The sequence below is a fragment of the Clostridioides sp. ES-S-0049-02 genome, from assembly GCF_020658465.1.
Lineage (GTDB): Bacteria > Bacillota > Clostridia > Peptostreptococcales > Peptostreptococcaceae > Clostridioides.
Map to the genome: position 1 here is coordinate 685,754 of NZ_JACVWG010000001.1, position 26,669 is coordinate 712,422.

At 27.2% G+C, this 26,669-nt stretch carries 25 protein-coding genes; 19 read left to right on the top strand and 6 right to left on the bottom strand.

Features of this window, described 5'->3' with window-relative positions; genetic code table 11:
• Window positions 1–29 precede the first annotated feature (29 nt).
• The 5 genes from IC213_RS03075 (at window position 30) to IC213_RS03095 (ending at window position 3,577) form a co-directional block, all read left to right on the top strand.
• Window positions 30–1,523, top strand: coding sequence for a DEAD/DEAH box helicase (locus IC213_RS03075; RefSeq protein ID WP_227862733.1), 1,494 nt, complete (start codon window positions 30–32; stop codon window positions 1,521–1,523).
• 129 nt (window positions 1,524–1,652) lie between these two features.
• Window positions 1,653–1,892 carry a hypothetical protein gene (locus IC213_RS03080; protein WP_227482516.1) on the top strand — a complete coding sequence of 80 codons (240 nt, stop codon included), beginning with the start codon at window positions 1,653–1,655 and terminating at the stop codon, window positions 1,890–1,892.
• Window positions 1,893–1,976: 84 nt separating this feature from the next.
• Window positions 1,977–2,141, top strand: a complete 165-nt coding sequence (locus IC213_RS03085) for a hypothetical protein (RefSeq protein WP_227862734.1) — start codon at window positions 1,977–1,979, stop codon at window positions 2,139–2,141.
• A gap of 145 nt (window positions 2,142–2,286) precedes the next feature.
• A complete protein-coding gene (locus IC213_RS03090; RefSeq protein WP_227434835.1) occupies window positions 2,287–3,051 on the top strand; it encodes an alpha/beta fold hydrolase in 765 nt (254 codons plus the stop codon).
• Window positions 3,052–3,133: 82 nt separating this feature from the next.
• Window positions 3,134–3,577, top strand: coding sequence for a VOC family protein (locus tag IC213_RS03095; RefSeq protein WP_227824032.1), 444 nt, complete (start codon window positions 3,134–3,136; stop codon window positions 3,575–3,577).
• Between the two features lie 308 nt (window positions 3,578–3,885).
• Here IC213_RS03095 and IC213_RS03100 read toward each other — a convergent pair whose 3' ends face one another.
• Window positions 3,886–4,743, bottom strand: a complete 858-nt coding sequence (locus IC213_RS03100) for a LysR family transcriptional regulator (RefSeq protein ID WP_227830621.1) — start codon at window positions 4,741–4,743, stop codon at window positions 3,886–3,888.
• Window positions 4,744–4,856: 113 nt separating this feature from the next.
• Here IC213_RS03100 and IC213_RS03105 point away from each other — a divergent pair, with 113 nt between their 5' ends.
• Together IC213_RS03105 and IC213_RS03110 are read left to right on the top strand one after the other, a co-directional pair.
• Window positions 4,857–5,429 carry a chromate transporter gene (locus IC213_RS03105; RefSeq protein WP_227824030.1) on the top strand — a complete coding sequence of 191 codons (573 nt, stop codon included), beginning with the start codon at window positions 4,857–4,859 and terminating at the stop codon, window positions 5,427–5,429.
• On the top strand, window positions 5,426–5,986 hold the full coding sequence (locus IC213_RS03110) for a chromate transporter (RefSeq protein WP_227830620.1): 561 nt from the start codon (window positions 5,426–5,428) through the stop codon (window positions 5,984–5,986). Before IC213_RS03105 ends, IC213_RS03110 begins: the two co-directional genes overlap by 4 nt.
• Window positions 5,987–6,134: 148 nt before the next feature.
• Here IC213_RS03110 and IC213_RS03115 read toward each other — a convergent pair whose 3' ends face one another.
• Window positions 6,135–9,323, bottom strand: a complete 3,189-nt coding sequence (locus IC213_RS03115) for a DEAD/DEAH box helicase (RefSeq protein WP_227482521.1) — start codon at window positions 9,321–9,323, stop codon at window positions 6,135–6,137.
• Between the two features lie 259 nt (window positions 9,324–9,582).
• Here IC213_RS03115 and IC213_RS03120 point away from each other — a divergent pair, with 259 nt between their 5' ends.
• A complete protein-coding gene (locus IC213_RS03120; protein ID WP_227845932.1) occupies window positions 9,583–11,757 on the top strand; it encodes a molybdopterin-dependent oxidoreductase in 2,175 nt (724 codons plus the stop codon).
• Between the two features lie 13 nt (window positions 11,758–11,770).
• A complete protein-coding gene (locus IC213_RS03125) occupies window positions 11,771–12,202 on the top strand; it encodes a 4Fe-4S dicluster domain-containing protein (protein ID WP_227845931.1) in 432 nt (143 codons plus the stop codon).
• Window positions 12,203–12,372: 170 nt separating this feature from the next.
• On the opposite strand, the gene IC213_RS03130 is transcribed toward IC213_RS03125, so the two are convergent.
• The gene (locus IC213_RS03130) at window positions 12,373–13,125 is read right to left on the bottom strand and encodes an AAA family ATPase (protein ID WP_227830617.1); all 753 of its coding nucleotides are present in this window, start codon (window positions 13,123–13,125) and stop codon (window positions 12,373–12,375) included.
• A 327-nt stretch (window positions 13,126–13,452) separates the two neighbouring features.
• On the opposite strand from IC213_RS03130, the gene IC213_RS03135 reads away from it, so the two are divergent.
• From IC213_RS03135 to IC213_RS03145, 4 genes are all read left to right on the top strand, one after another.
• A complete protein-coding gene (locus IC213_RS03135) occupies window positions 13,453–13,932 on the top strand; it encodes a DUF2975 domain-containing protein (RefSeq protein WP_227434827.1) in 480 nt (159 codons plus the stop codon).
• A 489-nt stretch (window positions 13,933–14,421) separates the two neighbouring features.
• Window positions 14,422–14,556 carry a hypothetical protein gene (locus IC213_RS20875; protein ID WP_255612862.1) on the top strand — a complete coding sequence of 45 codons (135 nt, stop codon included), beginning with the start codon at window positions 14,422–14,424 and terminating at the stop codon, window positions 14,554–14,556.
• A gap of 43 nt (window positions 14,557–14,599) precedes the next feature.
• The gene (locus tag IC213_RS03140) at window positions 14,600–14,809 is read left to right on the top strand and encodes a hypothetical protein (RefSeq protein WP_227830616.1); all 210 of its coding nucleotides are present in this window, start codon (window positions 14,600–14,602) and stop codon (window positions 14,807–14,809) included.
• A gap of 133 nt (window positions 14,810–14,942) precedes the next feature.
• Window positions 14,943–15,692, top strand: coding sequence for an amino acid ABC transporter ATP-binding protein (locus tag IC213_RS03145; RefSeq protein WP_227830615.1), 750 nt, complete (start codon window positions 14,943–14,945; stop codon window positions 15,690–15,692).
• A gap of 201 nt (window positions 15,693–15,893) precedes the next feature.
• On the opposite strand, the gene IC213_RS03150 is transcribed toward IC213_RS03145, so the two are convergent.
• Window positions 15,894–16,610 (bottom strand): Crp/Fnr family transcriptional regulator, encoded by a 717-nt coding sequence (locus IC213_RS03150; RefSeq protein WP_227434946.1) that lies wholly within the window; start codon window positions 16,608–16,610, stop codon window positions 15,894–15,896.
• A gap of 163 nt (window positions 16,611–16,773) precedes the next feature.
• Between IC213_RS03150 and IC213_RS03155 the strand changes: the two genes are divergently transcribed.
• From IC213_RS03155 to IC213_RS03175, 5 genes are all read left to right on the top strand, one after another.
• Complete coding sequence (locus IC213_RS03155) at window positions 16,774–17,502, top strand: 4Fe-4S binding protein (RefSeq protein ID WP_227434824.1); 729 nt, start codon at window positions 16,774–16,776, stop codon at window positions 17,500–17,502.
• A gap of 63 nt (window positions 17,503–17,565) precedes the next feature.
• Window positions 17,566–19,158 (top strand): hydroxylamine reductase, encoded by a 1,593-nt coding sequence (gene hcp / locus IC213_RS03160; RefSeq protein WP_227830614.1) that lies wholly within the window; start codon window positions 17,566–17,568, stop codon window positions 19,156–19,158.
• Between the two features lie 399 nt (window positions 19,159–19,557).
• Window positions 19,558–20,469, top strand: a complete 912-nt coding sequence (locus IC213_RS03165; RefSeq protein WP_227830613.1) for a patatin-like phospholipase family protein — start codon at window positions 19,558–19,560, stop codon at window positions 20,467–20,469.
• A gap of 191 nt (window positions 20,470–20,660) precedes the next feature.
• Complete coding sequence (msrA, locus tag IC213_RS03170) at window positions 20,661–21,614, top strand: peptide-methionine (S)-S-oxide reductase MsrA (RefSeq protein WP_227482529.1); 954 nt, start codon at window positions 20,661–20,663, stop codon at window positions 21,612–21,614.
• 160 nt (window positions 21,615–21,774) lie between these two features.
• Window positions 21,775–22,905, top strand: coding sequence for an XRE family transcriptional regulator (locus IC213_RS03175; RefSeq protein WP_227434820.1), 1,131 nt, complete (start codon window positions 21,775–21,777; stop codon window positions 22,903–22,905).
• Between the two features lie 166 nt (window positions 22,906–23,071).
• Here IC213_RS03175 and IC213_RS03180 read toward each other — a convergent pair whose 3' ends face one another.
• Window positions 23,072–24,025, bottom strand: coding sequence for an L-lactate dehydrogenase (locus IC213_RS03180; protein WP_227434819.1), 954 nt, complete (start codon window positions 24,023–24,025; stop codon window positions 23,072–23,074).
• 109 nt (window positions 24,026–24,134) lie between these two features.
• On the bottom strand, window positions 24,135–25,103 hold the full coding sequence (locus IC213_RS03185; RefSeq protein ID WP_227434818.1) for an L-lactate dehydrogenase: 969 nt from the start codon (window positions 25,101–25,103) through the stop codon (window positions 24,135–24,137).
• Window positions 25,104–25,462: 359 nt separating this feature from the next.
• On the opposite strand from IC213_RS03185, the gene IC213_RS03190 reads away from it, so the two are divergent.
• Window positions 25,463–26,662: a DHHA1 domain-containing protein gene (locus IC213_RS03190; protein WP_227862735.1), complete on the top strand. Its 1,200-nt coding sequence runs from the start codon at window positions 25,463–25,465 to the stop codon at window positions 26,660–26,662.
• Window positions 26,663–26,669: the final 7 nt, after the last annotated feature.

Below are 26,669 nucleotides of genomic sequence, written 5' to 3' on the forward strand. Positions count from 1 at the left end.
TAAAAATAAACATAATAAGGTGGTAATATATGAAATATACATTCGAAAGTTTTAAATTGGATAAAAAGATACTTAAGTCATTAAAAAATTTAGAATATAATGTACCTTCTAAGGTACAAATAGAAGTTATTCCAGAATTGTTAAATAGTAAAAATATAGCAGTAAAATCAAAAACAGGAAGTGGGAAAACAGCAAGTTTTGCAATACCTATATGTGAAAATATTGATATAGAATACAATAATATTCAAGCACTTATAGTAGTACCAACGAGAGAATTAGCGCTACAGGTAAAAGATGAGATATCAAGTATAGGAAGGTTAAAGAAGGTAAGATGTAGTGCTATATTTGGTAGACAATCTATAAAAGAACAAGTAGCTGAGTTAAAGCAAAGGGTTCATGTCGTTGTAGCTACTCCGGGTAGAATAATTGACCATATAAATAGAGGCACTATTAATTTAGAAAAAATAAAGTATTTAATAATAGATGAAGCTGATAAAATGTTTAATAAAGGTTTTCTTGAACAGATGGAAACAATATTAACAAATATACCTAAAGAGAGAACCTTAGGTCTTTTTTCAGCTACAATAGGTGAAGAGATAAAATATATATGTGAAAAATATATGCCAGATTACGGCATTATAAATGTAGAAGGAAATGAAAGTAACACTAATGAAGGATTAAGACAAATAGATGATAAAATAATCAAGTCAAAGGAAAGAAATAAGTATGTAGTTTTAAAAGAATTAATATACAGCGAAAATCCAAGGAGTGTAATAATATTTTGTAATACTAAAGAAAAAGTATCTAAACTATATAATAAAATGAGTAAGGAAGGTTTTTTGGTAAGAGAGTTACATGCAGATTTATCACAAGAAAAAAGAATATTTGTGATTAAGGATTTTAAAAATATAAAGTTTAATGTATTGGTTAGTAGTGATGTAGCATCTAGAGGAATACATATTGATGATATTTCTTTAGTCATAAACTATGATGTGCCACAAGATAAGGAAAACTATATACATAGAATAGGTAGGACTGGTAGAAAAGGAAATAGTGGAAAAGCTATCACTATAGTAGATGAAAAAGATGAGAAATATATAGATAATATAGAAACATATGTAGGATATAAAATAAATGAGTTAACTAATATAGAACAAAGTAGTATTATTAAGGGTAAAGTTTTGTTTGAAGAATATTCAAAAGAAATTTTGAAAGAAGTATCGAAAAGAAAAAAAATTGCTAAAAATTCAAACAAAAGTAGAGATATAAAATCAAATCTAGAAAATGAAGTAGTTAAATTGTATTTAAATGCTGGCAAAAAGAAGAAGATAAGGGTCTTAGATATAGTTGGAGCATTTAGTAATATAAAAGGTATTACTAATGATGATATAGGTGTAATCGAAGTTCAAGATTTATGTTCATATATAGATATATTAAATTACAAGGGAGACTTGATATTGAAAAGATATAAAGAGATTCCTATAAAGAAAAAAATGGTTAAGGTAAAAAGAGATATACAATAATTCAATTATCATTATTAGTTAATTATTATAATAAATTGCATTGGTTTTGTATTTTCTAAGTATAATGAGATTATAAAGGCTAGATAAAATAAAATTAGAAGAAAAAAGAATTTGATTAAGAGGTACTATATGAAATATTTTGGAAATGGGTTAAGTGAAGTACACAAAGAATTAAATAAAATCATACGTAAAGAAGAAAAAATAGAACAGGTAAAAACACTATTTTTAGAAATTCATTCAAAATTACATCTCTCAGAAATATCAAATACAGAAAAAAATGAAGTGGACAAACTTATTAATGACTTAAACAGAAATGAATATGCTATTGTGCCAACAAGTAAAGACGAAACTATTGCATGGGTTTTGTGACATATCTCAAGGATTGAAGATTTAACAGTAAATGTACTAGTTGCCCAAAAAGAACAAATTTTTAATGAACAACGGAAAGAGAGATTGAATATTTTTATTACAGATACAGGAAATGCTCTCTCTGATTATGAAATTATGAATTTAAGTAAAAGTATCAATACTAATGAATTGCTTTGCTATCGAAATGAAGTTGCAAATGGAAAGAACATTTTCGTACAAAAAAGAAACTTTACAGAAGTTAGATTATAATAACTTAAGTAAACAACAAATCAACTAAGGTATTATTGATTTTGGTTATACTCTAAGTTATACTATTTTTAAGTGTTTATGACAATAGTCATTTTAAATGTAAATCATAAACATATATTTATAGAAATATTAAAGGGGGAAACATATGGCATACTTTAAATATAATAACAAACAGTGCTACTATAATGAAATTGGAGATGGTACACCATTACTTTTTTTACATGGAAATACAGCCTCATCTAAGATGTTTGATGATATAATCGATTTTTATAAAGATGAATATAAAATAATATTAATTGATTTTGTTGGTCATGGCAAATCTCAAATGGTTGATAAGTTTTCTGTCGATTTATGGTTTGATGAGGCTATGCAAGTTATATGTTTTTTAGAAAAGATGAACTATAAAAAAGTAAATATAATTGGCAGTAGTGGAGGAGCTCTTGTTGCATTAAATGTTGCACTTGAAAGACCCGATTTAGTGAATAAGGTAATTGCAGATAGTTTTGAAGGAGAAGCTCCTCTAGAGTCCTTTGTGCAAAATGTGAAATTAGAGCGTGAAGCATCAAAGCAAGATGATGATGCAAAAGCTTTTTATATTTACAATCAAGGCGAAAATTGGGAGCAAGTAGTAGATAATGATACAGAAGCTATTTTTGAACATTATAAAACTATAGGTAAATTTTTTCATAAGCCTCTAGAAACTATGCAACCAGATGTACTTTTAACAGGAAGTAAAGAAGATGAATTTGTATCTTTAGTAGCTCATGATTTCTTTGAAAATACTTTTTCATCACTTCTTGAAAAAATTAAAAATGGAAAAATGCATCTGTTTAATAAAGGTGGGCATCCAGCTATTTTATCAAATGGATTAATTTTTTCAAATGTAGCAAAGAAATTTTTAAAAGAATAATTTAATGATATAATTTGAGCATGGAATAGAGTGTGTTATGGAAATAAAGAATACTTTATATTTTATAAAGGCGTTGGAATATATGAGATACGTACATACAAATATAATAGCAAGAGACTGGGAAAAGCTGTCTGAATTTTATAAAGATGTATTTGAATGCAGAAAAGTACCACCACAAAGAAACCTAAAAGGTGAATGGTTGGATAGATTGACAGGGATAAAAGATGCTCATATTGAAGGTGTGCACTTAGCTTTACCTGGATATGATGATTGTTTACCAACATTAGAAATATTTTCATATAATTTATATGGTGAAGTGCTTCAAAAAAATATAAATAATTATGGTTTTTCACACATCGCATTTGAAATTGAAAATGTTGAAGAAACCCTAAATAAAATAAAAAGTGCAGGTGGAGGTCAAGTTGGAGAAATTGTTAAAACAAAATATCCTAATGGACAAGTTGCTACATTTGTATATGCAACAGATATAGAGGGAAATATTATTGAATTACAGAGCTGGGATTAAATAATAACACAAACAAATTTTTATTTATATTACAAAAAATTTAAAAAGGGTGTTATTAAAATATGTAATTAGACATATCTATTATGTATTGATAATACTTTTTTAATAAATTGGTCATCCTGCAATTTTATCAAATGGTCTTGCTTTCTTAAAAATAGCTAAAGGTTTTCTTAAGAAGTAATTTAAAAAGTTTTTGTATATAATAATGAATAACAAACAATGGAAGAGAGACTTATAAAAAATAACAAACATTGTTTAAAAAGGATACTTGAGTATCTCATAGAATTTATCAAGTATCCTTTTAAATGCTAAATTAATTTACATAGTTTTTCTAATGAGGCAGATTTATACTTATTTTTATTTATTACTACAGTAATATCATTAAAAAGTTTAAAATCAGGAATAAATATCTGTATAAGGTTTCCTTTTTCTATTTCTTGCTCAACTAGAATTTTAGGAAGAATTGAAACACCTAAACTATTTTTAGTAGCTTCTATTAGGGATTGTGAATCTACACTTTCCCAGCTTGCATGTACTTTGTAACCTTGCAAGGTTACAGCTGATTCAAAAGTTTCACGTACAGCACTTCCTCTTTCTCGTAATAGTAAATCCATACCCAATAGTTGAGATAAACTTAACTCGGCAGTATTGCAATAGCTTGGTGAAGATACAATGCATAATTCATAAGAAGAAAATTTTCTGATTTCTAATGCGCCTTGTATGATTTTCCCTTCAATAAAAGCTATATCAACCTTTCCTTGTTTCAATAATTTTAATGCTTTTAATGCACTATGAACTTCAACATTAATCTTAGTATTTGGAGATATTTCTTGAAATCTCCTTATTAATTGAGGCAGCCATATTTGAGCAAACGTAATACAAGACGCAATATGTATGGGCGTTTCACACTCTAAGTTTTTAATCCTTGATTCAACATTTTCTAAATTTTCAAGTATTGGCAAAATTTCTTGTAAAAGAAGTTCTCCTGTTTTTGTTAATTTAACACTTTTATGTAATCGCTCAAATAATTTGGTTTCAGCCTCATTCTCAAGCTCTCTTATTGCATGGGAAACTGCTGATTGTGTAATAAATAGATTATTTGCAGCTTTAGTGAAATTTTCTACTCTTGCAACTTCTCTAAAAATAATGCAATGTTTAAAATTCATAATTAGACTCCTTTACTCATGAATTAAATTCATGTCTGCAACAATATTTTATCATTTTACAAATAGCATTACAACATTTATAATATGTCCATGTGCACATAGAAAGGAATATTATGAGAAAAAATATTAAATTGTATTTATGGCTTTGCTATATAAATTTATTTATAAGTGCCTTTACTTTTGGTGGTGGATACGTTGTTGTTCCTATGATAAAAAAGTACTATGTTATGGATAAAAAAATATTTAGTGAATCAGAGCTTATGGAAATGGCTACAATTGCTCAATCTTCACCTGGAGCAATTGCAATCAACTTAAGCATTTTAGCAGGTAAAAGAACAGCTGGATTTATAGGAGTAATTATCAGTTGTATTTGTTCAATTATACCTCCTATAGTAATTTTAGGACTTGTTTCAAGGTGGTATGTTGCGTTTTCTTCAAATATTTATATAATTGCAATCTTAAAAGGTATGCAGGCATGCGTTGCTGCATTGATTGTAGATTTGACTATAGATATGTATAAAATGATTCTTAATGAAAAATCAATGTTATTAAATCTATTAGTACCATTTTCATTTATTGCTTGTACTTTCCTTAAAATTAATGTAATACTCGTATTACTTTTAAGTTGTTTGATTTGTTTATTTGCTATATATATTCAACTTCGAAAAAAGGGGGAGAGTATATGATTATAAATTTATTCTTTACGTTTTTGAAAATAGGAATGTTTAGTATAGGTGGTGGTTATGCTATTATTCCAATTATACAGGAACAGGTAGTTTTTAAGCAAGGATGGATAACACAAAAGGTTTTTACTGATATTATTACAATTTCTCAAATGACTCCAGGTCCATTAGCTGTTAATACTTCTACTTTTGTTGGTATGCAAGTGGCAGGAATTGAGGGTGCTATATCAGCAACAGTTGGTTGTATAATATCAGGAATAATTATTTCTATGTTTTTATATGGATTTTTTAAAAAATATAAGAATTCGAAATTTGTTTTTGAAATTTTAAATGGACTGAAAGCATCCTCTTTAGGATTAATCATCTCAGCAGGATTTACAATTATATTGTTGACATTTTTTGGTTCTTCAAATTATTATACTACCAATATTTTCAAAAATATAGATATTATAGCTGTTATTTTATTTTGTTGTTCATTGTACTGTTTACGAAAATATAAGATTGGACCTATACTTATGATGGTGTTATCTGGATTGTTTGGATTAATTGTATATTTATAAAGAAGGTTAATATATAAGCAAAGAAAGATTTATATATAACTTGCAAAGCTTAAGATATTATGGAGTTTCCTATATTTTAGGAAACTCCTGTTTATCAATTACAAATAACATAGTAGTATTTTATTTTTACTTACTATATATCTTACCTTCAATTAAACAAGTCCATTATCTCACTATCAGATAAACTTCTTAATACACCTTCGTTAGAAAGCTCTCCATTTATAAATTGATTTATAAGCTCTTTTTTATTTTCTTGTAATTTTATTATCTTTTCTTCTATAGTGCCTTTAGCAATTAACTTTATAACTTGTACTACATTTTTTTGACCGAATCTATGAGCTCTGTCACTAGCTTGATTTTCTACTGATGGATTCCACCATGGGTCAAAGTGAATTACAATATCAGCAGTTGTAAGATTTAATCCTGTACCACCTGCCTTTAAAGATATTAAAAAAACTTTTTTGTCAGTACTATTATTAAATTTATCTACAAGTTCAAGCCTTTCTTTAGCATTAGTTTTACCATCTATATAGTGATATGCAATTTTACACTTATCAAGTTCCTTGCCTATATTTTTAAGGACAGATGTAAATTGTGAAAATAATAATATCTTGTGATTTTCATTTATACTATCTCTAAGTATTTCTAGACATGTTTCTATTTTTGAACTTTTTTTATTATAATCTTTTACCACTATACTTGGGTCTAAACAAAGCTGTCTTAGTTTAGTTAAATAAGAGAAAATAACTATTTTATCTTTCTTAAGATTTTTATCTTTCATTTTATCTTGTATATCTTTTGCATACACACTATATATTTTTTTCTGTTCCTTATTTAATTCAACAAAAAAGTTTTTCTCAATCTTGTCTGGGAGTTCTTTCATTACTTCTTTTTTACTTCTTCTAAGAATAAAAGGCTTTATAAGTCTTTTTAAATTTTCAACATTATCTTCTTTATTTATAAATAACTCTTGAAATTTTCCTCTACTATATAAATATCCAGGCATTATAAAATCAAATATAGACCATAACTCTACTAAATTGTTTTCCATAGGTGTACCAGTAAGTGCAAATTTATTTTTGGCATTTATATTTTTTACAGCTTCTGTTACTAAAGCCACTGGATTTTTAATGTTTTGAGCCTCATCTATTACACAATAATCAAAAATTATTTCATTATATTTTTCTAAGTCATTTCTAAGAGTACCATATGTTGTAAGGACTACATTAAAATCGTTTATTTCTCTAAAGCACTTTTCTCTATCTTTTTTATTTCCATGTATCAATAGAACTTTTATATCTGGAGCAAATTTTTCAAATTCATTTTTCCAATTATAAATAAGTGATGTTGGCGTAACAATAATACTTTTTTTATTGAATACAGATAGTAAAAATGTAATAGTTTGTATTGTTTTTCCAAGACCCATTTCATCAGCTAATATACCACCAAATTTATAAAAATCTAAAACTTTAAACCAATTAAAACCATTTATTTGGTAGTCACGTAGATTTGCTTTTAAATTACTTGGAATTTCTGAATTTATAACATTAAAATTTCTAAATTTAGCACATGTATTTTCTAATTCATTTTTACCAGTTATAAATTTTAAATCTTTACCTTTTATCATTTCATTTATATATAGAGCTTTATTATTATGAATTTTATTATCTTTTGATTTATCAATTACATCCAAATTTTCAACCAGTTCAAAAAAATCTTTAGTTTCTTTTTCTGATAAGTCTATAAAACTTCCATCTTTTAGCTTATAAAAAGTACGTTTTTCTTGGAGAGCTTTTAGAATATCTTTGTACTCTTTTGGATTTATATCAGATATATTAAAATTAAATTCTAGATAATTTTGATTAGTTTGATTAATTGAAGCTTGAATTGATGAAGAATTATATATTTTCTTCAATTTAAACTTTTCAGAATAATAGATATCTCCAAATTCCTTTAAAGATTCTAACTGTAAATCTAAAAATGTAAATAGGTCATAGTCAGTTCCTTTAAATGTATATCTGTTATTTTCTTTTACAAATTGTGAAGAAAGCATTTTATTTTCAATTTTAGCCTCCTTTTGTATATTGGGAAGTATAAATTTTTTACCACCTTCATCATCATAGATATACTTTATGTCGCAACATACATTGCCATCAATTATATCAAAGTAAAACTCTGTTTCAAAATTATTTGCTATATTATTTTTTATGTTTTCATCCAAATAAACTTCTTTGGATATTGACTTTAATTTAGGCACTAATAGCCCTAAAACATCTTTAGAGTCTTCTTTATCAAATTTTAATTCCTTAGATTTTGATAATACTTGATAGATTTTTGAATAATCTCGAGCCTTTTTATGAGACAATAAGTAGATATTATTCTCATATAAAAGTACATCACCTTTTCTACTAAGTGGAACAGGTAGTAAGTCTTTGGAGGATAAGACAATTTTATCTTCTATATTTTTAAAATTAAATTTTATTGGTAAAATATCACTTGATACTTTTGGATGATATTCTTCCTTAGAAAAAATTAGAGTAAAATCCTTGTCCTTAAGAGCATTCAAAAATTGTTTCAGAGAACTCATATTTATTTCCATGAACTTTTTTGAGTATGACGAAGAAAAATTATATGAAAGATTTGTTCCATATTCTTCTATCATATCTATTAACTTCTCATCTTCATCAGCAAAATAATGGATGTTAGGATTATAAATAAATTTTTTTCCAAACTCCAATTCATATCCATTAAGTTTTGAATATGCAAATTCAGTGATATTTTTTAAAACATACATTTTATCGATTCCAATTTTAAACTCAGCAATTGCTTTGTTTGAATCAATGTTTAATAATACATCTAAATTGACTCTTTCTTTTTTAGTATCATTTAAAAAAGAAAGTAGTTGTTTACTTAAGTCCAAGCCGACTTTAGAATCAGTCTTAGAAAGTTTATCTTTATCATCATCTAATATATCTATTAGAACAGGAGGAATGTCATTTTTACTTTTTATTTGCTTTAGGCTTTTTATCACAATAGCAACTAGATGTTTACATATAAAGATGCCTCGATTTGTAATATTTGATTGACAATCAACACAACTACAGTCACTTTCAATTATTTTAAAGTGTTTTATATCTATTGTTATTGAATTAAAATAAAAGCTATAATTATCCTCAGAATTGACTCCACCACGAAATGTTAGCAAGTTATTTTGTAAGTCATCAATATCAATGTCTATATAATCAACTAATTGATTACTATAGTATTTTATACCTCTTGACCATCTTGATGGTTCTGTATTTCTTTTGATTAATTTATATATCATATCTATTTTCATTTTATTCACCTTACCTCACTGTATATATTATAATCTAAATCTATTCAATTTACACTCTAAATACAGTGTTTAAATTAAAGCATATATAAATAGCTTTTATCTATTGCAAAATATATATAAATAACAATTTGCTATTAGATTTTTATTGTAATCTCCTGTAAACTAGGAGTGAAAAATAATGATTTAAGTAGTTTATAAATGTATATAAAATTTAATTATTAAAAACATATTTTAAGTTTATGATATTTAAATTAAAAGAATGTATAATAATTATAGTGTTTTATATTTATCATTGGGAAAGGAAGATATTGATATGGATAGTTATAAATTGATTAAGGCTAAGATACCATGTAAGGAAACAGGAATAGAAATAAAGAAGACTTTATGTGATATTTGTTCTCCAGGAATTCATTGTGGAATTGATGCATATGTCAAAGATGGCAAAGTAATAAAAATAGAAGGAACAAAAGAGCATCCAATGAACAGAGGGTTGTTGTGTACAAAGGGGCTTTGTAATAGAGAATATATGTATCGAGAAGATAGAATAAAAACACCACTGAAGAGGATTGGAAAAAGAGGTGAAGGAAAGTTTAAGCCAATATCATGGGAAGAAGCTTATAGTGAAATAGGGGGAAAATTAAATAAAATAAAAGACGAATATGGAGCAAAACATGTAGCATTTTTTACAGGGTATGGAAAGTGGTATAGACCGTTTTTACAAAGGTTTGCATCTTCATTTGGTTCTCCTAATTATGGTACAGAATCAAGCTCCTGTTCAACATCAGCACAGATGGCTGGAAATGTTGCAACTGGGAGAAATTTTACAATGCAGGATATGGAAAATGCAAATACTTATTTAGGTTGGGGGTTTAATCCATACTACTCTAAATTTTTAAATAGTGTAAATTTAAGTAAACTAAAGGAAAAAGGTTTAAAATTTATAATTGTAGACCCTAGGATAACACCAACAACTCAAAAAATAGCAGATTTGCACTTGAGAGTTAAGCCTGGTACTGATGGAGCTTTAGCTCTAGGAATGGCTAATTTATTTATAGAAAAAGATTTGATAGATAAAGAATACATAGAAAAACATGTACATGGGTTTGATGAATACAAGAAATATGTAAAATTATTTGATTTAGATACTGTCAACAAAATTACAGGGGTTTCTAAAGATGATATAGTAAAAGCTGTAGAGATGTTATCGAAAGGTCCATTTTGTATAAATGAAAGTGCTGCTCCAGTAGTTCATCACCAAAATGGATTTCAAAATTATAGGGCAATGATGTCTCTATCTGCTATAACAGGTAATTATGATAAAATTGGAGGTAACATACCAAAACAAGATTATTTTGCTGGTAAGGTAGGAGGATTTCAAACATTAGAAAAAGAGTTTGTAAAAGAAGTGCTACCTAAAAATATAAATGAAAGAATTGGTGGGGAAAGATTTCCTCTTTGGAATGAAATGGTAAATCAATTTCAAGCTATGGATTTAACTCGACAAATAGAAGAAAAGACACCTTATGAAATAAAAGCATTGTTTTGTCATGGTATAAATGCTAGAATGTTTCCTAATTCAGGTAGGCTTTTTAACGCTCTAAACACTGTAGATTTCTTTGTCAATATAGATTTATTTATGACAGATGCATCAAAATATGCAGATATACTTTTACCTGCATGCACATCTTTTGAAAGAGAAGAATGTAAGAGTTATCCAGGTGGATATATTACATATACGAAAAAAGTAATTGATACATTATATGATTCAAAATCAGATGTAGAAATACTTTCTGACTTAGCAAATGTTATGGACATAGATGATGATTTCTTAAAAGCAGGTTATGAAGCAAGTATAAGACATATGTTTAAAGGAACTTGTGTAGATGTAGATGAACTTAAAGAAAGTGATTTACCATTGAAATGTAAAGATTTTAAATCATATGAGGTAGGTTCGTATACAATGGAAGGTTATGATACTAGTACATCTAAGTTTGAATTAAAATCTACAATTATTGAAAAATATAAAGATTTTGGATTAGATACATTACCAACATACAAAGAATTTAATGATGATATAGATGAGTATAATTACCTATTAACATCAGGTGCAAGAATTCCAAATGCATTACACTCAAGACTTCATGATGTTAAGCTTTCGAGAATATTAAAAAATGAGGCTAGTTGTGATATTTCTAGTTTAGATGCAAAAGACTTAGGTATTAATAATGGAGATTATATAAAAATAACTACTAAAATAGGAAGTTTGAATGTTAAGGTCAATGTTACTGATAGAGTTTTATATAAAAACATACATATGTATCATGGATATAGAGAAGCTGATGTAAATAGTATCATCTGTGATAATTTTGACCCTTATAGTGGATTCCCTGCATATAGAAGTTGTAAGTGTAAGATTGAAAAAGTGAATAAATAATTGGGGGGATATAATGAAAAGTTTATTTGAATTCAATAAAGAGTTATGTACAGCATGTGGGGCTTGTTTGCTTGCTTGTATAGACCAAAATGATAATGACATAGATAAGGGTGAATTTTTTAGACATGTATTTACAGTGGAAGAAAAAGAAAAGGTAGAGTATTTTTCATTATCATGTGTTCATTGTGATGAAGCAAAATGTGTAGATGTATGTCCTAAAGATTGTTTTAAAAAAGAAAATAAATTTGTCATATTAGATAATCAAGATTGTATAGGATGTAAACTTTGTGAAAAAGCTTGTGAATATGGAGCTTTGATTTATGGAAATGATGGTAAAGCAAACAAGTGTAATGGTTGTGTTGAACGAAATGAGTGGGGTATGGATGCACCTTGTGTAATGGTATGTCCTACAGGAGCATTAAAGTTTAATATGGAAGTAGATTAATTATAAATTATAATTTATACTAAGATGTAAAATGAACTTTGTAAAAGACTACATTAAATTTGTATTATAACTAATTTAATGTAGTCTTTTTATGTATATACTTATAAAATAAAAAATTGAGATAGTTAGAAGTTTAAATTTTTATTTTAAAAAGTTTGTCTTATGGATTACTAATCAATTAACATGTTTAAGAATTTTTCTTTATGATTTAAAAAATCTTGAGTAAGTTGATAATTTTCACTATCTTCGCATTTAACTTTATTAATGCCATTCTCATTTATTTCATAGATGATTGAATTAGGATAACAAATTAATATGGGTGAGTGTGTTGCTATGATGAATTGGCAATTTTGGGTTACTAATTCGTGTAATCTTGTTATAAAAGCCATCTGTCTAGCAGGTGAAAGTGCTGCCTCTGGTTCATCTAATATATATATTCCTTCTTTAGAAAATTTATGAATAAATAATGAGAAGAAGGATTCACCATGAGATTGTTCATGCAATGATACTCCTCCATAATAGTTTATAGTTTTTATTCCTGACGAAAACCTAGAAGCTTTATCTATTGCAGTAGCTACATTATAAAAAGATTCAGCTCTCAAAAAAAAATTTTGCTTAGGTTTTTTAGGTCCTTTTGTGATTGTTATATATTTATGAAGTTCAGAGTGGCTATTATAAGTACTAAAGCCAAAGTTTTTTGTCCCACCTTCAGGGTTGAATCCATATTCAATAGCTATTGCTTCTAATAATGTTGATTTTCCACTTCCATTTTCACCAATTATAAAAGTTACGTTTTTATGAAACTCAAGTTGATATAAGTTTTTTACTATTGGTAGATTAAATGGATATTCATTTATACTATGTATACCTTTTCTGTTTAGTTTAACTGACCTAATATATTGATTTATTTTTTCAGCATTCAAATTTAAAACTCCCTTTTATTGATTTTAATATACTTATTATAACTTAAAATTAGTGACTATATTTAGGTTTTTATCTAATAAATTTTAATATAGATATTAATAATTTTTAAATTGGAATCTAGATATAGATATTCATAGTGTTAATTATCAGAAACCTTACACTAACAACAGATAATTTTAATTACTCTTAAAATATTTACTTAGGAAATTAAAATATTTTATATTTTTAACAATAAAAATATATCTTTTATTATAAAAAAATTATTGAAAAACGATATTGTATGATGTAGTATATAATATATAAAATATTTTAAAGGAGTTGATATAGTGTCTGATAAATTTATAAAAAATCTATTAAATGGTATATTACAAATTTTATTTTTTCTTTTAGCATTAGTACTTTCTGTAGGAGGAATTAAAGGCTTTAGTTATATTTGTTTTAGTGGTGAAGCAACTATACAAAGTTTTATATCTGGTATGTTAAGGTTTTCTTTGGTTGTATCATATTTTATTATAGTAAAGTCATTGTTAGAAATATTAAATAGTTCTGAATATAGCTTATTCATAAATGAAAATGCAAAAAGATTTAGACTTATTGGCTATCTTTTACTTTTAAATTCTGTTATAGAATTTAGTTCAACTTTCGGTACTACTGGAACAGGAATGAGGTTCCTAGATTTAGGATTCGGATTTTACTTTACAGTCCCAACTCTTGTATATTTTGTGGTTGCTCTTATGAGTTTTGTGATTTCAGACGGATTTAAGAAGGCAATAAAGATAAAAGAAGATAATGATTTAATTATTTAGGAGGCACACTATGTCAATTATAGTAAATTTAGACATGATGTTTCGATAACTCTATATTTATGTTTAGTATATGGTAATAAAATATTTAATATATACTCAGTCTTTATTTTAATATATCCAGTATTCGTTCCATCACTACATCCATAATAATTCTTCTGAAGTAAATGATACACGAGATATATTTAATTCTTTACTAAATTTTTTCGTATCTAATTTTTTATTGATTAATATACAGTCTTCCACGGAGGTTGATTTGCAATAGCAGTAATGATATGTAAATATCTATATTACAACTTTTTCATATGTTTTAATTTTATAAAAACGAGTTAGACAGCCCAATCATATTAAATAAATTTGATATTAAAAAGGGCTATATAAGTGGGTAAGGAAATAGTTTTTTTCTATTGGAAAAATAAATAAAATTCTATTATAATTTAATATGTGACAAAAGTTTGCAAAAAACAACATTAAGTGAGGGGGACTTATTTTATGATTTTTAACATGAAATATTTTTTGGAATTATTTCCAATAATAATGAAATCATTCAATGTAACTGTGATTTTAGCAATAAGCTCACTGATATTTTCATTAATTATAGGAACGATAGTAGCGTTATTATCTTAGAAGAAAAAGTGCTTTAAAAATACTTGGAGATGAAAATATTGAAATGATTGATTTTTCAGCAATGACAGGTGAAGATTTTGCTATTTATATGAAGGAAAGACCTGGTTTATTTATGTATATAGGGGTAGGAAATAAAGAAAAAAATATAAATTACAGACTTCATAATAACAAGTTTAATATAGATGAAAAATGTTTAAGCACAGCATCTTCATTATTTGCACAACTTGCAGTAGGTTATCTTTGTCAATGTTAGATTATAATTATAAGAATATATTCTATTTAAAAATAAAATGACTAAGTTATTTTTAGATTTCAAATTAACATATTAATTTTTAGTATCAAATATGTGATTAGTCTATTATATTTATTAAAAAAGGTGGATACTAATGATAAAAGTAGAGAATTTACATAAAAGTTTTAAAGGTACAGAAGTTCTTAAAGGTATAAATTTAGAAATAAATCAAAGTGAAGTAGTAGCTATACTTGGTCCATCTGGAACAGGTAAATCTACGTTACTTAGATGTTTAAATTATTTAGTTGAGCCTACAAAAGGAAAAATAATGATTGGAGATGTAAAAGTAGATGTAGAAAAAGCAACAAAAAAGGATATAGCAAATTTAAGAAAACATACATCTATGGTATTCCAAAATTATAACCTATTTAAAAATAAAACAGCATTAGAAAATGTAATGGAAGCATTGATAGTAGTACATAAAAAGAGTAAACAAGAAGCTAGAGAAATTTCGATAAAATTAATAGAAAAAGTTGGGATGTTAGATAGAAAAGATTTTTATCCATCAAAGTTATCTGGAGGTCAGCAACAAAGAATAGGTATAGCTAGAGCGATGGCAGTAAATCCAAATGTAATATTATTTGATGAACCAACATCTGCACTTGACCCAGAACTTGTTGGAGAAGTTTTAAGTGTTATAAAATCGCTTGCAAAAGATGGAATAACAATGCTTATTGTGACTCATGAAATAAATTTCGCAAAAGAAGTTGCTGATAAAATTATATTTATGGATAATGGTGTGATAGCTGAAGAAGGAACTCCTGATGAAATATTTAATAATCCAAAAAATGAAAGAACGGCAAAATTTTTAAATATTATTAGGAAAGAAGAAGTATTTAATTAAAAACATATAATTGAAGTATGTCTTAAGACATATGAGATACTTTCATAAAAGTAAGCTAATTAACATACAAAATTAATAGATATCTTAATTTATATAATTAAGATATCTATTAACTTTTTGAGTAAAAATATAAATTCTAGATTTAGACGTAATGCCTATAATTTGAATTAATTAAAATTATGTGTATTGAATCATATAAGTTTAAATATCAAACTTATTTTGGAAACAAAAGATTTCAAACTTATTTTTGTTAAAAGATAATAGACCTTCATCTCTCATTTTTCCAAGTTCTCTTGACATAGAACTTCTATCAACACATAAAAAGTCAGCCATTTCATTTCTTGAAAAAGGGATTGTAAACTTATAGTTACCCGTTCTCTCTATTTGATTTGAAAAGTACATGAGCAATTTTTCACGAGTTGTTTTACAAGAAAGCAACTCTATTTTGTTATGAAGTAAAATATTTTTTTCAGCTATTAATTGTAACATATTTTCAACAAGTCTATTGTGAAATTCACATGTAGACGAGCAAATACCAGTCACACTTTTAAACTTTATAAATAGAACTTCACATGAAGATGTTGTCACTACTGTTACAGTACTTTTATGTAGTCTAGTGCAAGCAAACACCTCTCCAAATAAATCACCAGGTAAAAGTTCAGCCACAATATTTCTATTACCTTCAATATCTTCTTTTATTATGTGTGCACTTCCCTTAAGCATAATTCCAATAGAAGTCACTTCATTTCCTACAGAAAATATTATGTCATCTTTTGGATAAGTCTTATCAGTAACACCCAAACATTCTAACATTGCTTCAAGTTCATCATCTTTAATCCCTTCAAACAGAGAAATCCTTCTTAATAGATTTATATGTTTTTCTAAAAATTTTTTCAAATAATCACTTCCTTGTTGCATATGCAACCGATAATTTCTTTTCATTGTACTATACTAAATTTATAAAAGCAAGGAGATATAAAAATCCTGATACAAAAATCTAAAATAAAAAAGACCTATGTCTTAAAAATAAATATCTAGTAAAGTAGTATTTTAAACAAAAAAATTTTATGAGGTGATATAAATGATTAGAAAAATAATTAAAATTAATGAAGAAAAATGTAATGGTTGTGGATTATGTGTTGAAGCTTGCCATGAAGAAGCTATAGGTATGGTAAATGGAAAAGCAAAACTTTTAAGAGACGATTATTGCGATGGTTTAGGAGATTGTTTACCAACTTGTCCAACGAATGCAATTTCATTTGAAAATAGAGAGGCTGCAGAATATGATGAAGAAGCAGTAAAAGCAAATATGGAAGCAAAGAGAGCACAAAAAGAAAATTTAGCATGTGGATGTCCAGGTTCTCAGTCTAAGTCTATAAAAAGACAAGATTTAGATACTATATCTACAAATAACAATATAGTAATGGAGGCACAAGAGTCTCAGCTTAATCAGTGGCCAGTGCAAATAAAACTAGTACCTGCTAATGCATCATATTTAAAGAATGCAAGTCTTTTAATAGCAGCAGACTGTACAGCATATGCATATGGAAATTTCCATAATAAATTTATGAAAAATAAGGTTACATTAATTGGTTGCCCTAAACTTGATGAAGTTGATTATGCTGAAAAACTTACAGAAATTTTAAGATTAAATGATATTAAAAATATAGTGGTAACACGTATGGAGGTACCTTGTTGTGGTGGTATCGTAAATGCAGTTAAAACAGCCCTACAAAATAGTGGAAAGATGATACCATGGCAAGTAATTACTATATCTGTAGATGGGAAAATAGTAGATGGAGAAATCTAATTAAGTAAATCGTAAACAATTTAATAAATTTTAATAAATAAAATTAAATGGGAGGAATAAAAGATGGAGAATATGTTTTGTTTTCAATGTGAACAGACAGTTGGTGGTAAAGGATGTACTATAAATGGAGCTTGTGGTAAAAAAGGGGGAACAGCTAATTTACAAGATGAACTTACAGGAGTATTAATTGGACTTTCAAGAGCAACTGTTGGAAATAAAAATAGACCAACAAGAGAAACAGATAAAGTTATGATAGAAGGATTGTTTACTACTGTAACAAATGTAAGTTTTGATGATGAAGCTATAAAAAGACAAATTGAAAAAATTGAACTAGCAAAAAGTGAACTTGTACCTAGATGTTCAGATTGCTCAACAACTTGTAGTAGAAATGATAACTATGATATGAAGAATTTATGGAATGATAATGAAGATATACGTTCATTAAAATCATTAATTTTATTTGGATTAAGAGGGATGGCTGCTTATGCTTATCATGCAATGGTACTTGGATATACAGATAAAGAAGTGAATGACTTTTTCTACGAAGGGTTAATAGCAGTTGGAGAAGACTTATCTAGTGATGAACTTTTAGGATTTGTAATGAAAACTGGGGAAATAAACTTAAAATGTATGGAATTACTTGATAGAGCAAATACCGAAACTTATGGAACACCAGAGCCAACTCAAGTACCTATGAAAATTGAAAAAGGTCCATTTATTGTAGTTACAGGGCATGACCTTTATGATTTACACAAATTGCTAGAGCAAACAAAAGATAAGGGAATAAACATATACACTCATGGAGAATTATTACCAGCACATGCATATCCAAAATTAAAAGAATATAAGCACTTAAAAGGAAATTTTGGTACAGCATGGCAAAATCAACAAAAAGAATTTGACAATATACCTGCTCCAATACTATTTACGACAAACTGTTTAATGCCTGTTAAGGATAGTTATAGAGATAGAGTATTTACTACAGAAGTGGTTGCTTATCCTGGTATGGTTCATATTGGAGAAGATAAAGATTTTTCTAGTGTAATAGAAAAAGCACTTGAACTTGGAGGATATAAAGAAGATATGCATATGACTGGAATAAATGGAGGTGATATGCTAACTACTGGTTTTGCAAGAGGAACAGTTTCATCTGTACAAGATACAGTAGTAGAAGCTGTAAAAAATGGTGACATAAGACACTTTTTATTAGTTGGTGGTTGTGATGGTGCAAAACCTGGAAGAAATTATTATACTGAATTTGTAAAACAAGCTCCTGAAGACACTGTTATATTGACTCTTGCATGTGGAAAATATAGATTTAATGATTTAAATCTTGGAGAAATAGGTGGTTTACCACGTTTAATGGATATGGGACAATGTAATGATACTTACAGTGCAATTCAAGTGGCTATTTCATTGGCAAATGCTTTTGAATGTGATGTAAATGAATTACCTCTTAGCATAGTTCTATCATGGTATGAACAAAAAGCTGTTTGTGTACTTCTTACATTGCTTTACTTAGGTATAAAAAATATCTATATAGGACCTTCTTTACCAGCGTTCTTGTCTGAAAATGTATTGAATATATTGGTTGAGAAATTTGCTTTAACTCCTATATCTACTCCAGAAGAAGATATGAAAAAAATATTAGGATAAAGAAAATACGCTTAGCTGATAAGGTATAAATTTTATAATCAAAGTATTATTAAGATTAATTATAATTAACATAAATAAGGGGTGGCTTTGTATAAGGTCAACCCTTATTTATATTTTTATGGTCTATTACTAAAGTATATATTATTTTAATCAATTATTTATAATAAATCATACTTTTAAATATTTATAATAAATCATACTTTTAAACTTATAATACTTAAAATATGTGTATAGTACAAACAAATAAAAAGTATAGTTTTAATAGTGCAGGATACTGAATTTAATTATAGAAAGAGGAACTTTGTAATATAGAATTTGCATAATATATATATATTATAGTGTAATTATTTTAACTAAAATTTAAAATATATAAGGCATTTTATATGGGGGTATGTATATATGAAAAATTCGAATTTTAATATATTAACATTCGATGGTGGTGGATTAAAGGGAGCATTAAGTATATCCATACTTGAGAGAATAGTAGAGGAGTATCCAAGTTTGTTAAATAACATAAATATGTTTGGAGGAACATCTACAGGCAGTTTGATTGCATTAGGGCTTGCATATGGTGTAAGCCCAAAAGAGATAAAGACTCTCTATTCAATTGAAAATTCAAAGTATATTTTCAACAAAAGTTATGCAGAAATGCTCAGACCAAAGTATGAAAATAAAAATTTAAAGGAAATTTTACTAAGTATATTTCCAGAAGACTTAGAATTGAAAGATTTAAGTAAATTAGTCATGGTACCAAGCTTTTATATAGGTAATGAAGAACATTCATGGAAGCCTGTATTTTATAATAATATGCCAAATTCTCTTAATAAAACTAGTAAAGTTGTGGATGTAGCAATGGCAAGTAGTGCTGCACCAGTATTCTTTCCAACCTATAATTGTCATGTTGATGGTGGTATAATAGCAACTGACCCAAGTTTAGCATGTATAGTTTATTCAATTGACAGTGGACTTAAGCTAAATTATAAAAATACAAGACTTTTTTCTATAGGGACTGGATATGTATATAATAGTATAAAGACAGATACAACTGAATGGGGAGCTATTGACTGGATAATCAATAAGGAGCCAGACTTACCAATTATATCTGTTACACTAGAAGGGAACTCTCAAATGAGTCAACTATTTTCTCAAAAACTTCTTGGAGATAATTACTATAGGTTAAATCCTAAAATGGAGAGAGATGTAGCTATGGATGATTGTGATTCACTAGAATATTTAATATCTCTAGGTGAAAACTGTGATATAAAAGATGCATTTGAATGGATAAATAAAAAAGGTTTTTATAAAAATTAGGTATAGTTTTTCATTATATTTATAAGTAGAAAATTTTTATAGTTTATAATTTTGATAAAAGATTTTGTAATTTTAAATACTTTAATATCATATAGTATTTTCTAAATAAAGTAAAAAATAATAAAATACAAGATTATTAAGTTACTTCTTAGGGAATAAATAAAATATAATTTTTTTAAGGAGTGATGAAAATGATAAAACTTGCTACTTTTGCAGGTGGGTGTTTTTGGTGTATGGTAAAACCTTTTGATAAATATGATGGGGTTATAAAAGTAGTTTCTGGATATACATCTGGTCATGTTGAAAATCCTACATATCAAGAAGTATGTTCAGGAACAACTGGCCATGTTGAAGCTATTCAAATAACTTATGATGATAATATAATAAGTTATGATGAACTTTTAAATATATTTTGGAAACAAATTAATCCTACGGATGATGGTGGACAATTTGGTGATAGAGGAACTCAATATAAAACTGCTATATTTTATCATGATGAAGAGCAAAAAAATACAGCTTTGAAGTCAAAAGAAAGCTTAGAAAATAGTAAAATATTTGATAGTAAAATAGTTACTGAAATAATTCCAGCAACTAAATTTTACGAAGCAGAAGAAAATCATCAAGATTATTATAAAAAAAGACCATTAAATTATAATATGTATTATAAAGGTTCAGGAAGATATAATTTTGTAAAAAGTTATTGGGATGGAAATAATGTAGATAGGGAAGCGTTAAAAAAGACTTTAACTCCTATTCAATTTGAAGTTACTCAAAATGACATGACAGAAGTACCTTTTGAAAATGAATATTATGATAATAATGAAGAAGGTATCTATGTGGATATAGTAAGTGGAGAGGTTTTATTTTCTTCAAAGGATAAATTTGATGCAGGATGTGGATGGCCTAGCTTTGCAAAGCCAGTTATAGATAAGTCTATAATTGAAAGAAGTGATTTTTCACAAGGCATGTATAGGGTTGAAGTAAGAAGTGCTAAAGGAAATTCTCATCTAGGTCATGTTTTTGATGATGGGCCAAAGGAACTTGGAGGTTTAAGGTATTGTATAAATTCTGCTTCTCTTAAGTTTATACCTAAAAAAGACATGGAAGAATTAGGATATGGAGAATATTTAGAGCTTTTTAAATAATTAAAACTAGTTATATCATATATTCAGATTAGAGATGGAAATATAAATTTATGTTTTCATCTTTTGTTTTTTTGCCAATAATATGATAAATTATTAATTGTAATGTTATAATTTATATTTGTATGACTAAAGAATTTAATTTTTGAAAGAGAGAAAACAAATGAATTTAAAAGACTTTAATGGAAAAAGATTAAAATCAGCTAGAGTTTTTAGAGCTAAAACTCTAGAGCAGTTATCTAAAGAAACTAAAATAAATAAAAAAGATTTACAAGCTTTTGAAGAAAATAAGTATGTTCCAAATATTGAAAATGCATTAAAATTATCAAATATATTAAACTTCCCAAAAGAGTATTTTTATAAAAACGAAAGTATAAATGTTATTGTGGAAGATAGTCATTTTAATCCTCAATCTAAACTTCCTAGAGTGGAGGAAATTTCTTATAGAGAAAAAATAATAATCATTCATAAAATATACTCGTTTATGGAAAGTTATATAAAATTTCCAAAAGAAAACTTACCAAATAGAAAACTAATTAAGGATGTTAATATAAATGATATAGAAAGTCTTGCTAATAAGACTAGAGAACTTTGGAATTTAAACAACAATCCAATAGTAAATATGGTAAGTTTATTAGAGGCTAATGGGATTATAATATCAGGAATGAATGTAGATAGAAAAGGAGCAACCGTATTTACTCAAAAACAGAGAATAGGTAAAGAAACTAAATATCTAATATCTCTTGGGAATGATAAAAAATCAGCATCAATTAGAAACTATGATTTAGCCTATGAGCTTGGATATATAATATCAAGTCAATTGGGAATACCAAATAAGCAATTCTTAGCAGATGAATATGCCTGTGCATTTTTGCTTCCAAGAGAGACTTTTTTAGAAGACTTGGTTTATCCAGAAGACCTAGATTATTATGTAGAACTAAAGCAAAAATGGATTGTACCTATATCTGTTATGATTTTTAGAGCATACAATTTAGGTGAGATAAGCTATAAAAAGTATAATTATCTTATGAGCGAAATGGATAAACGAGGATGGTTAATAGAAGAACCATTAGATAAAATGAAGGGTGTAAGTCCAGTATATTTAAAAAAAGCAGTCGAATTACTGATAGAAAACAAAATAATGAACACAGACAATATAGTATCAAATTTAGGAGATATAGGAATAAGTCTTTATCCAGAAGACCTAGAATTATTGATGGGATTGAAAAATGGACTCCTATCTCAAAATACAAAGAAAAAAAGTAAAGTTATAAAATTTGATGGGAAAAGATAAATTAATATTTTAATATTGAAAGATAAAAGCAGGTATTTATGATTTAAATTTAAGGTTTATTAAGATAATTTTTTATCATAAGAAATTTACCTGCTTTCAATATTAAATTTGAGATACACTTAAAATATGCTATTAACTTAAATATGTATTCTAATATGGTATTAATCTAAATATCCTTAGCAATTTTAATGTATTCTTTTAAAATAGTACATGATTTATTGAATTTTTTTTGTTCATCATCAGTTAAATTAATTTCTACTATAGACTCAACTCCATTTATGCCAATTATGGCAGGAACACCAGCAAACACATCTTTTTGCCCATACTGACCATCTAATAAAGTAGAAACAGGAAGGATTTTTCTTTCATTATGAAAAATTGTCTTTACTATTTCTGTTAAAGCAGTACCAATACCAAATTCAGTAGAACCTTTGCCATAAAGTACATCCCAACCAGCTCTAGCTGTTTTTTCAGTTAATTCATCTAAGTTTAATTTTCCATAAGTGTTAGGATTTTCTTTCATAATATCAAATAATGGTTTACCACCAATTGAAACATGAGACCAAGGAACCATCTGAGAATCTCCATGTTCACCCATAGAATAAGCTTGTATTGATTGTTGAGGAAGATTTGTTTCCTCAGATAAAAGCCTTCTAAGTCTCGAAGAATCGAGTGCAGTGCCTGTACCCAAAACTTTATTTTTAGAAAATCCAGAAACTTTCCAAATATAATCAGAAATTATATCAACTGGATTTGAAATTACAATAAATATACCATCAAATCCAGAATCAACAATAGGTTTTACAATTGTTTTTACAATGTTGACTGTAGACTCAAGAGTATCCAATCTAGTCTGATTTTTTTCAGGTAATGGACCTGCACTTATTACTACAATATCAGAATCTTTACAATCATCAAGTGTTCCACTTTTTATTTTTGTAGCATGTTTAAGATAAGAAACTGCATCTGATAAATCTAAAGCTTGAGCCTTTGCTTTATTTTCATCTATATCAATCATCAGTAGTTCATCACAAACACCTTGAGTTATTAAACTAAATCCACAATGTGAACCGACATGACCAGTTCCTATTATTGATACTTTTCTTGGTTTTATTGACAAATTTAACATCTCCTTACAATTTGTTTTATGTATACATATGAGAATACTCTATAATAATTATAGAGTATCTAAATAAGTTAATTAAAGAATAAATCGTATAGATTTAAAACTAAATAGTCTTTGAAAGTGCAATATGGTCTCTTAAAACAGAACAAGATTTACTAAATCCTTCTTGCTCATCATTAGTTAAATTGATTTCAACAATTCCCTCAATCCCACTTTTTCCTATAATACAAGGAACACCTGCAAATACATTTTCTTCATTGTATTGACCTTCTAATAATGTAGAGACTGGTAAAATCTTTTTCTCATTATGTAGTATAGCCTTTACAATTTCTACTAAAGCAGTTCCTATTCCAAACTCTGTGCAATCTTTGCCATTTATTATGCCTATACCTGTTTTCTTGTTTTTTTCAACTATTGATGGTAAGTCTAATTTGCCATAAGTATCTGGATTATCCTTCATCATATCTAAAATTGGTTTGCCACCAATTGAAACATGAGACCAAGGAACTATTTGAGAATCTCCATGTTCACCCATTGAGTAAGCCTGTATTGATTGTTGAGCGATTCCAGTTTCTTCAGATAAGAGTCTTCTAAGTCTTGTTGAGTCTAAAGCTGTTCCAGTTCCAATAACTCTGTTTTTAGGGAAACCAGACTTTTCCCAGATATAATTTGTAACTACATCAACTGGATTAGAAATAACGATAAATATACCATCAAATCCAGAATCAATTATAGGTTTTACTATAGATTTTATCATCCCAATAGTTGGTTTTAGTAAGTCTAACCTAGTTGTGTTTTGTCTGCGTAAAGGACCTTCTGAAGAATCTGCAACACTTATCACTACGATATCAGAATCCTTACAATCATTAAAAGTTCCTTTTTCTATATGTACTTTATGTGGAAGATAGGAAACCGCATCAGCTAAATCTAAAGCTTGAGCCTTTGCTTTAGCTTCATCAATATCAATCATAAAGAGTTCATCACAAACTCCTTGAGTTATCAAACTAAATCCACAGTGTGAACCAACATGACCTGAACCTACAATAGATATTTTTCTTGGTTTTATTGGCATTTTAAATCACTCCCCCTACAAAATAAAACGATATATTTATAATACAATGCTATATGTTATTAAGTATGTTTTTTATAGATTGCAATATTCTATCATTTCAGAAAATTTATTTAATATGATTTTATACTAAAGTTTTTAAAAAAGCAATGTTAATATACTTTATATTATTGAATATTTAAAATAATATATAATTATAAATTTGTTAACATTAATATCTATATGTTAAAATATAGTAGAAGATTACTATTAAAAAATAGGTTAAGCTTTATATGGTGTAATTACTTTAAACTTAACCTAAGATATGTGTATATTTAAACAATAAGGCAGTTTACAATAAAGGAAATGGAGATAAAATCATAATGGAAAAGTTATACTATACAAATCAGTATGTAAGAGATTTTACGGCAGAAATAATTGAGATAAGAGAAATAGAAAATAAGTTTCATGTTTTGTTGGATAAAACAGCGTTTTTCCCTGGTGGAGGAGGACAATTTGGAGATTTAGGAAAAATAGATAATTATGAAGTAATAAGTGTATATGAAGAAGATAAAAAAGTATATCATATATTAGATAAAAAGCCAATAAAGATACATAAGGTAAAGTGTAGTATTGATTGGGATAGAAGAGAAGATGGTATGCATCAACATTTTGGACAACATGTACTCTCAGGGTGTTTTTTTAAGACTTTTAATGCAAATACAACGGGTTTTCATTTAGGTAATGAGTACAGCACAGTGGATATAGAGGGTAATTTAGATGAAGAAAAAATTAGAGAGATAGAGTTGCTTGCCAATGAAATTATTCATCAGAATATACAAGTAGAAACATTACTTCCAACTAAAAGAGAATTAAAAAAAATTTGGTTAAGACGTGCTTTACCAAACACAAATGAAGAAATAAGGGTAGTAAAAATAGGTGACTTAGATACAAATGCGTGTTGTGGAGTACATCCAACATCAACACGTGAGCTTAGAATGATAAAAATAAAGAAATGGGAGAAGCATAAGTCTAGTACAAGAATAGAGTTTTTGGCTGGTAAAAGAGCTGTAGATGAAGTATTAAAAAGGGATATATATTTAACCAAAATCTGTAGATATTTAAGCTGTAGTGAAGAAGATGCTATAAATGGAATTGTAAATTTAAATGAGAAAGTGGAAGATTCTCTAAGTAAAAAGAGAAAACTTGAAGAAATAGTAGCTAAGTATCAAGTTAAAGAAATGGTTGAAAATGCAAATAAGATTGGAAATATTTCAGTTGTTAAAAAAATTTATGATGAAGAAGATTTAAAATATGTAAATAAAATTGCAAATAAAATTACAGAAGATGAAAATAAGATTGCATTATTAGCTGTTAGATTTGAAGAAAAAATAAACTTGATTTTTGCATGTTCTGAAAATTTGAAGGCTGTTAATATGGGAAGTTTATTGAAGGATGCAATAAGTCTTATAGATGGTAAAGGTGGAGGAAGTCAGGTTTTAGCTCAAGGTGGGGGAAAAAATAATGGTAACTTAGAATCTACCTTCGATTATGCATTTATGAAACTAGAAAAAATTTTATAATGTATTA

What these genes read in the sequence shown, in the direction of transcription:
- IC213_RS03075 (WP_227862733.1), top strand. Translation starts at nt 30, where the DNA reads ATGAAATATACATTCGAAAGTTTTAAATTGGATAAAAAGATACTTAAG.
- IC213_RS03080 (WP_227482516.1), top strand. Translation starts at nt 1,653, where the DNA reads ATGAAATATTTTGGAAATGGGTTAAGTGAAGTACACAAAGAATTAAAT.
- IC213_RS03090 (WP_227434835.1), top strand. Translation starts at nt 2,287, where the DNA reads ATGGCATACTTTAAATATAATAACAAACAGTGCTACTATAATGAAATT.
- IC213_RS03095 (WP_227824032.1), top strand. Translation starts at nt 3,134, where the DNA reads ATGAGATACGTACATACAAATATAATAGCAAGAGACTGGGAAAAGCTG.
- IC213_RS03100 (WP_227830621.1), bottom strand. Translation starts at nt 4,743, where the DNA reads ATGAATTTTAAACATTGCATTATTTTTAGAGAAGTTGCAAGAGTAGAA.
- IC213_RS03105 (WP_227824030.1), top strand. Translation starts at nt 4,857, where the DNA reads ATGAGAAAAAATATTAAATTGTATTTATGGCTTTGCTATATAAATTTA.
- IC213_RS03110 (WP_227830620.1), top strand. Translation starts at nt 5,426, where the DNA reads ATGATTATAAATTTATTCTTTACGTTTTTGAAAATAGGAATGTTTAGT.
- IC213_RS03115 (WP_227482521.1), bottom strand. Translation starts at nt 9,323, where the DNA reads ATGAAAATAGATATGATATATAAATTAATCAAAAGAAATACAGAACCA.
- IC213_RS03120 (WP_227845932.1), top strand. Translation starts at nt 9,583, where the DNA reads ATGTATAATAATTATAGTGTTTTATATTTATCATTGGGAAAGGAAGAT.
- IC213_RS03125 (WP_227845931.1), top strand. Translation starts at nt 11,771, where the DNA reads ATGAAAAGTTTATTTGAATTCAATAAAGAGTTATGTACAGCATGTGGG.
- IC213_RS20875 (WP_255612862.1), top strand. Translation starts at nt 14,422, where the DNA reads ATGATTTTTAACATGAAATATTTTTTGGAATTATTTCCAATAATAATG.
- IC213_RS03140 (WP_227830616.1), top strand. Translation starts at nt 14,600, where the DNA reads ATGATTGATTTTTCAGCAATGACAGGTGAAGATTTTGCTATTTATATG.
- IC213_RS03145 (WP_227830615.1), top strand. Translation starts at nt 14,943, where the DNA reads ATGATAAAAGTAGAGAATTTACATAAAAGTTTTAAAGGTACAGAAGTT.
- IC213_RS03150 (WP_227434946.1), bottom strand. Translation starts at nt 16,610, where the DNA reads ATGCAACAAGGAAGTGATTATTTGAAAAAATTTTTAGAAAAACATATA.
- IC213_RS03155 (WP_227434824.1), top strand. Translation starts at nt 16,774, where the DNA reads ATGATTAGAAAAATAATTAAAATTAATGAAGAAAAATGTAATGGTTGT.
- hcp (WP_227830614.1), top strand. Translation starts at nt 17,566, where the DNA reads ATGGAGAATATGTTTTGTTTTCAATGTGAACAGACAGTTGGTGGTAAA.
- IC213_RS03165 (WP_227830613.1), top strand. Translation starts at nt 19,558, where the DNA reads ATGAAAAATTCGAATTTTAATATATTAACATTCGATGGTGGTGGATTA.
- msrA (WP_227482529.1), top strand. Translation starts at nt 20,661, where the DNA reads ATGATAAAACTTGCTACTTTTGCAGGTGGGTGTTTTTGGTGTATGGTA.
- IC213_RS03175 (WP_227434820.1), top strand. Translation starts at nt 21,775, where the DNA reads ATGAATTTAAAAGACTTTAATGGAAAAAGATTAAAATCAGCTAGAGTT.
- IC213_RS03185 (WP_227434818.1), bottom strand. Translation starts at nt 25,103, where the DNA reads ATGCCAATAAAACCAAGAAAAATATCTATTGTAGGTTCAGGTCATGTT.
- IC213_RS03190 (WP_227862735.1), top strand. Translation starts at nt 25,463, where the DNA reads ATGGAAAAGTTATACTATACAAATCAGTATGTAAGAGATTTTACGGCA.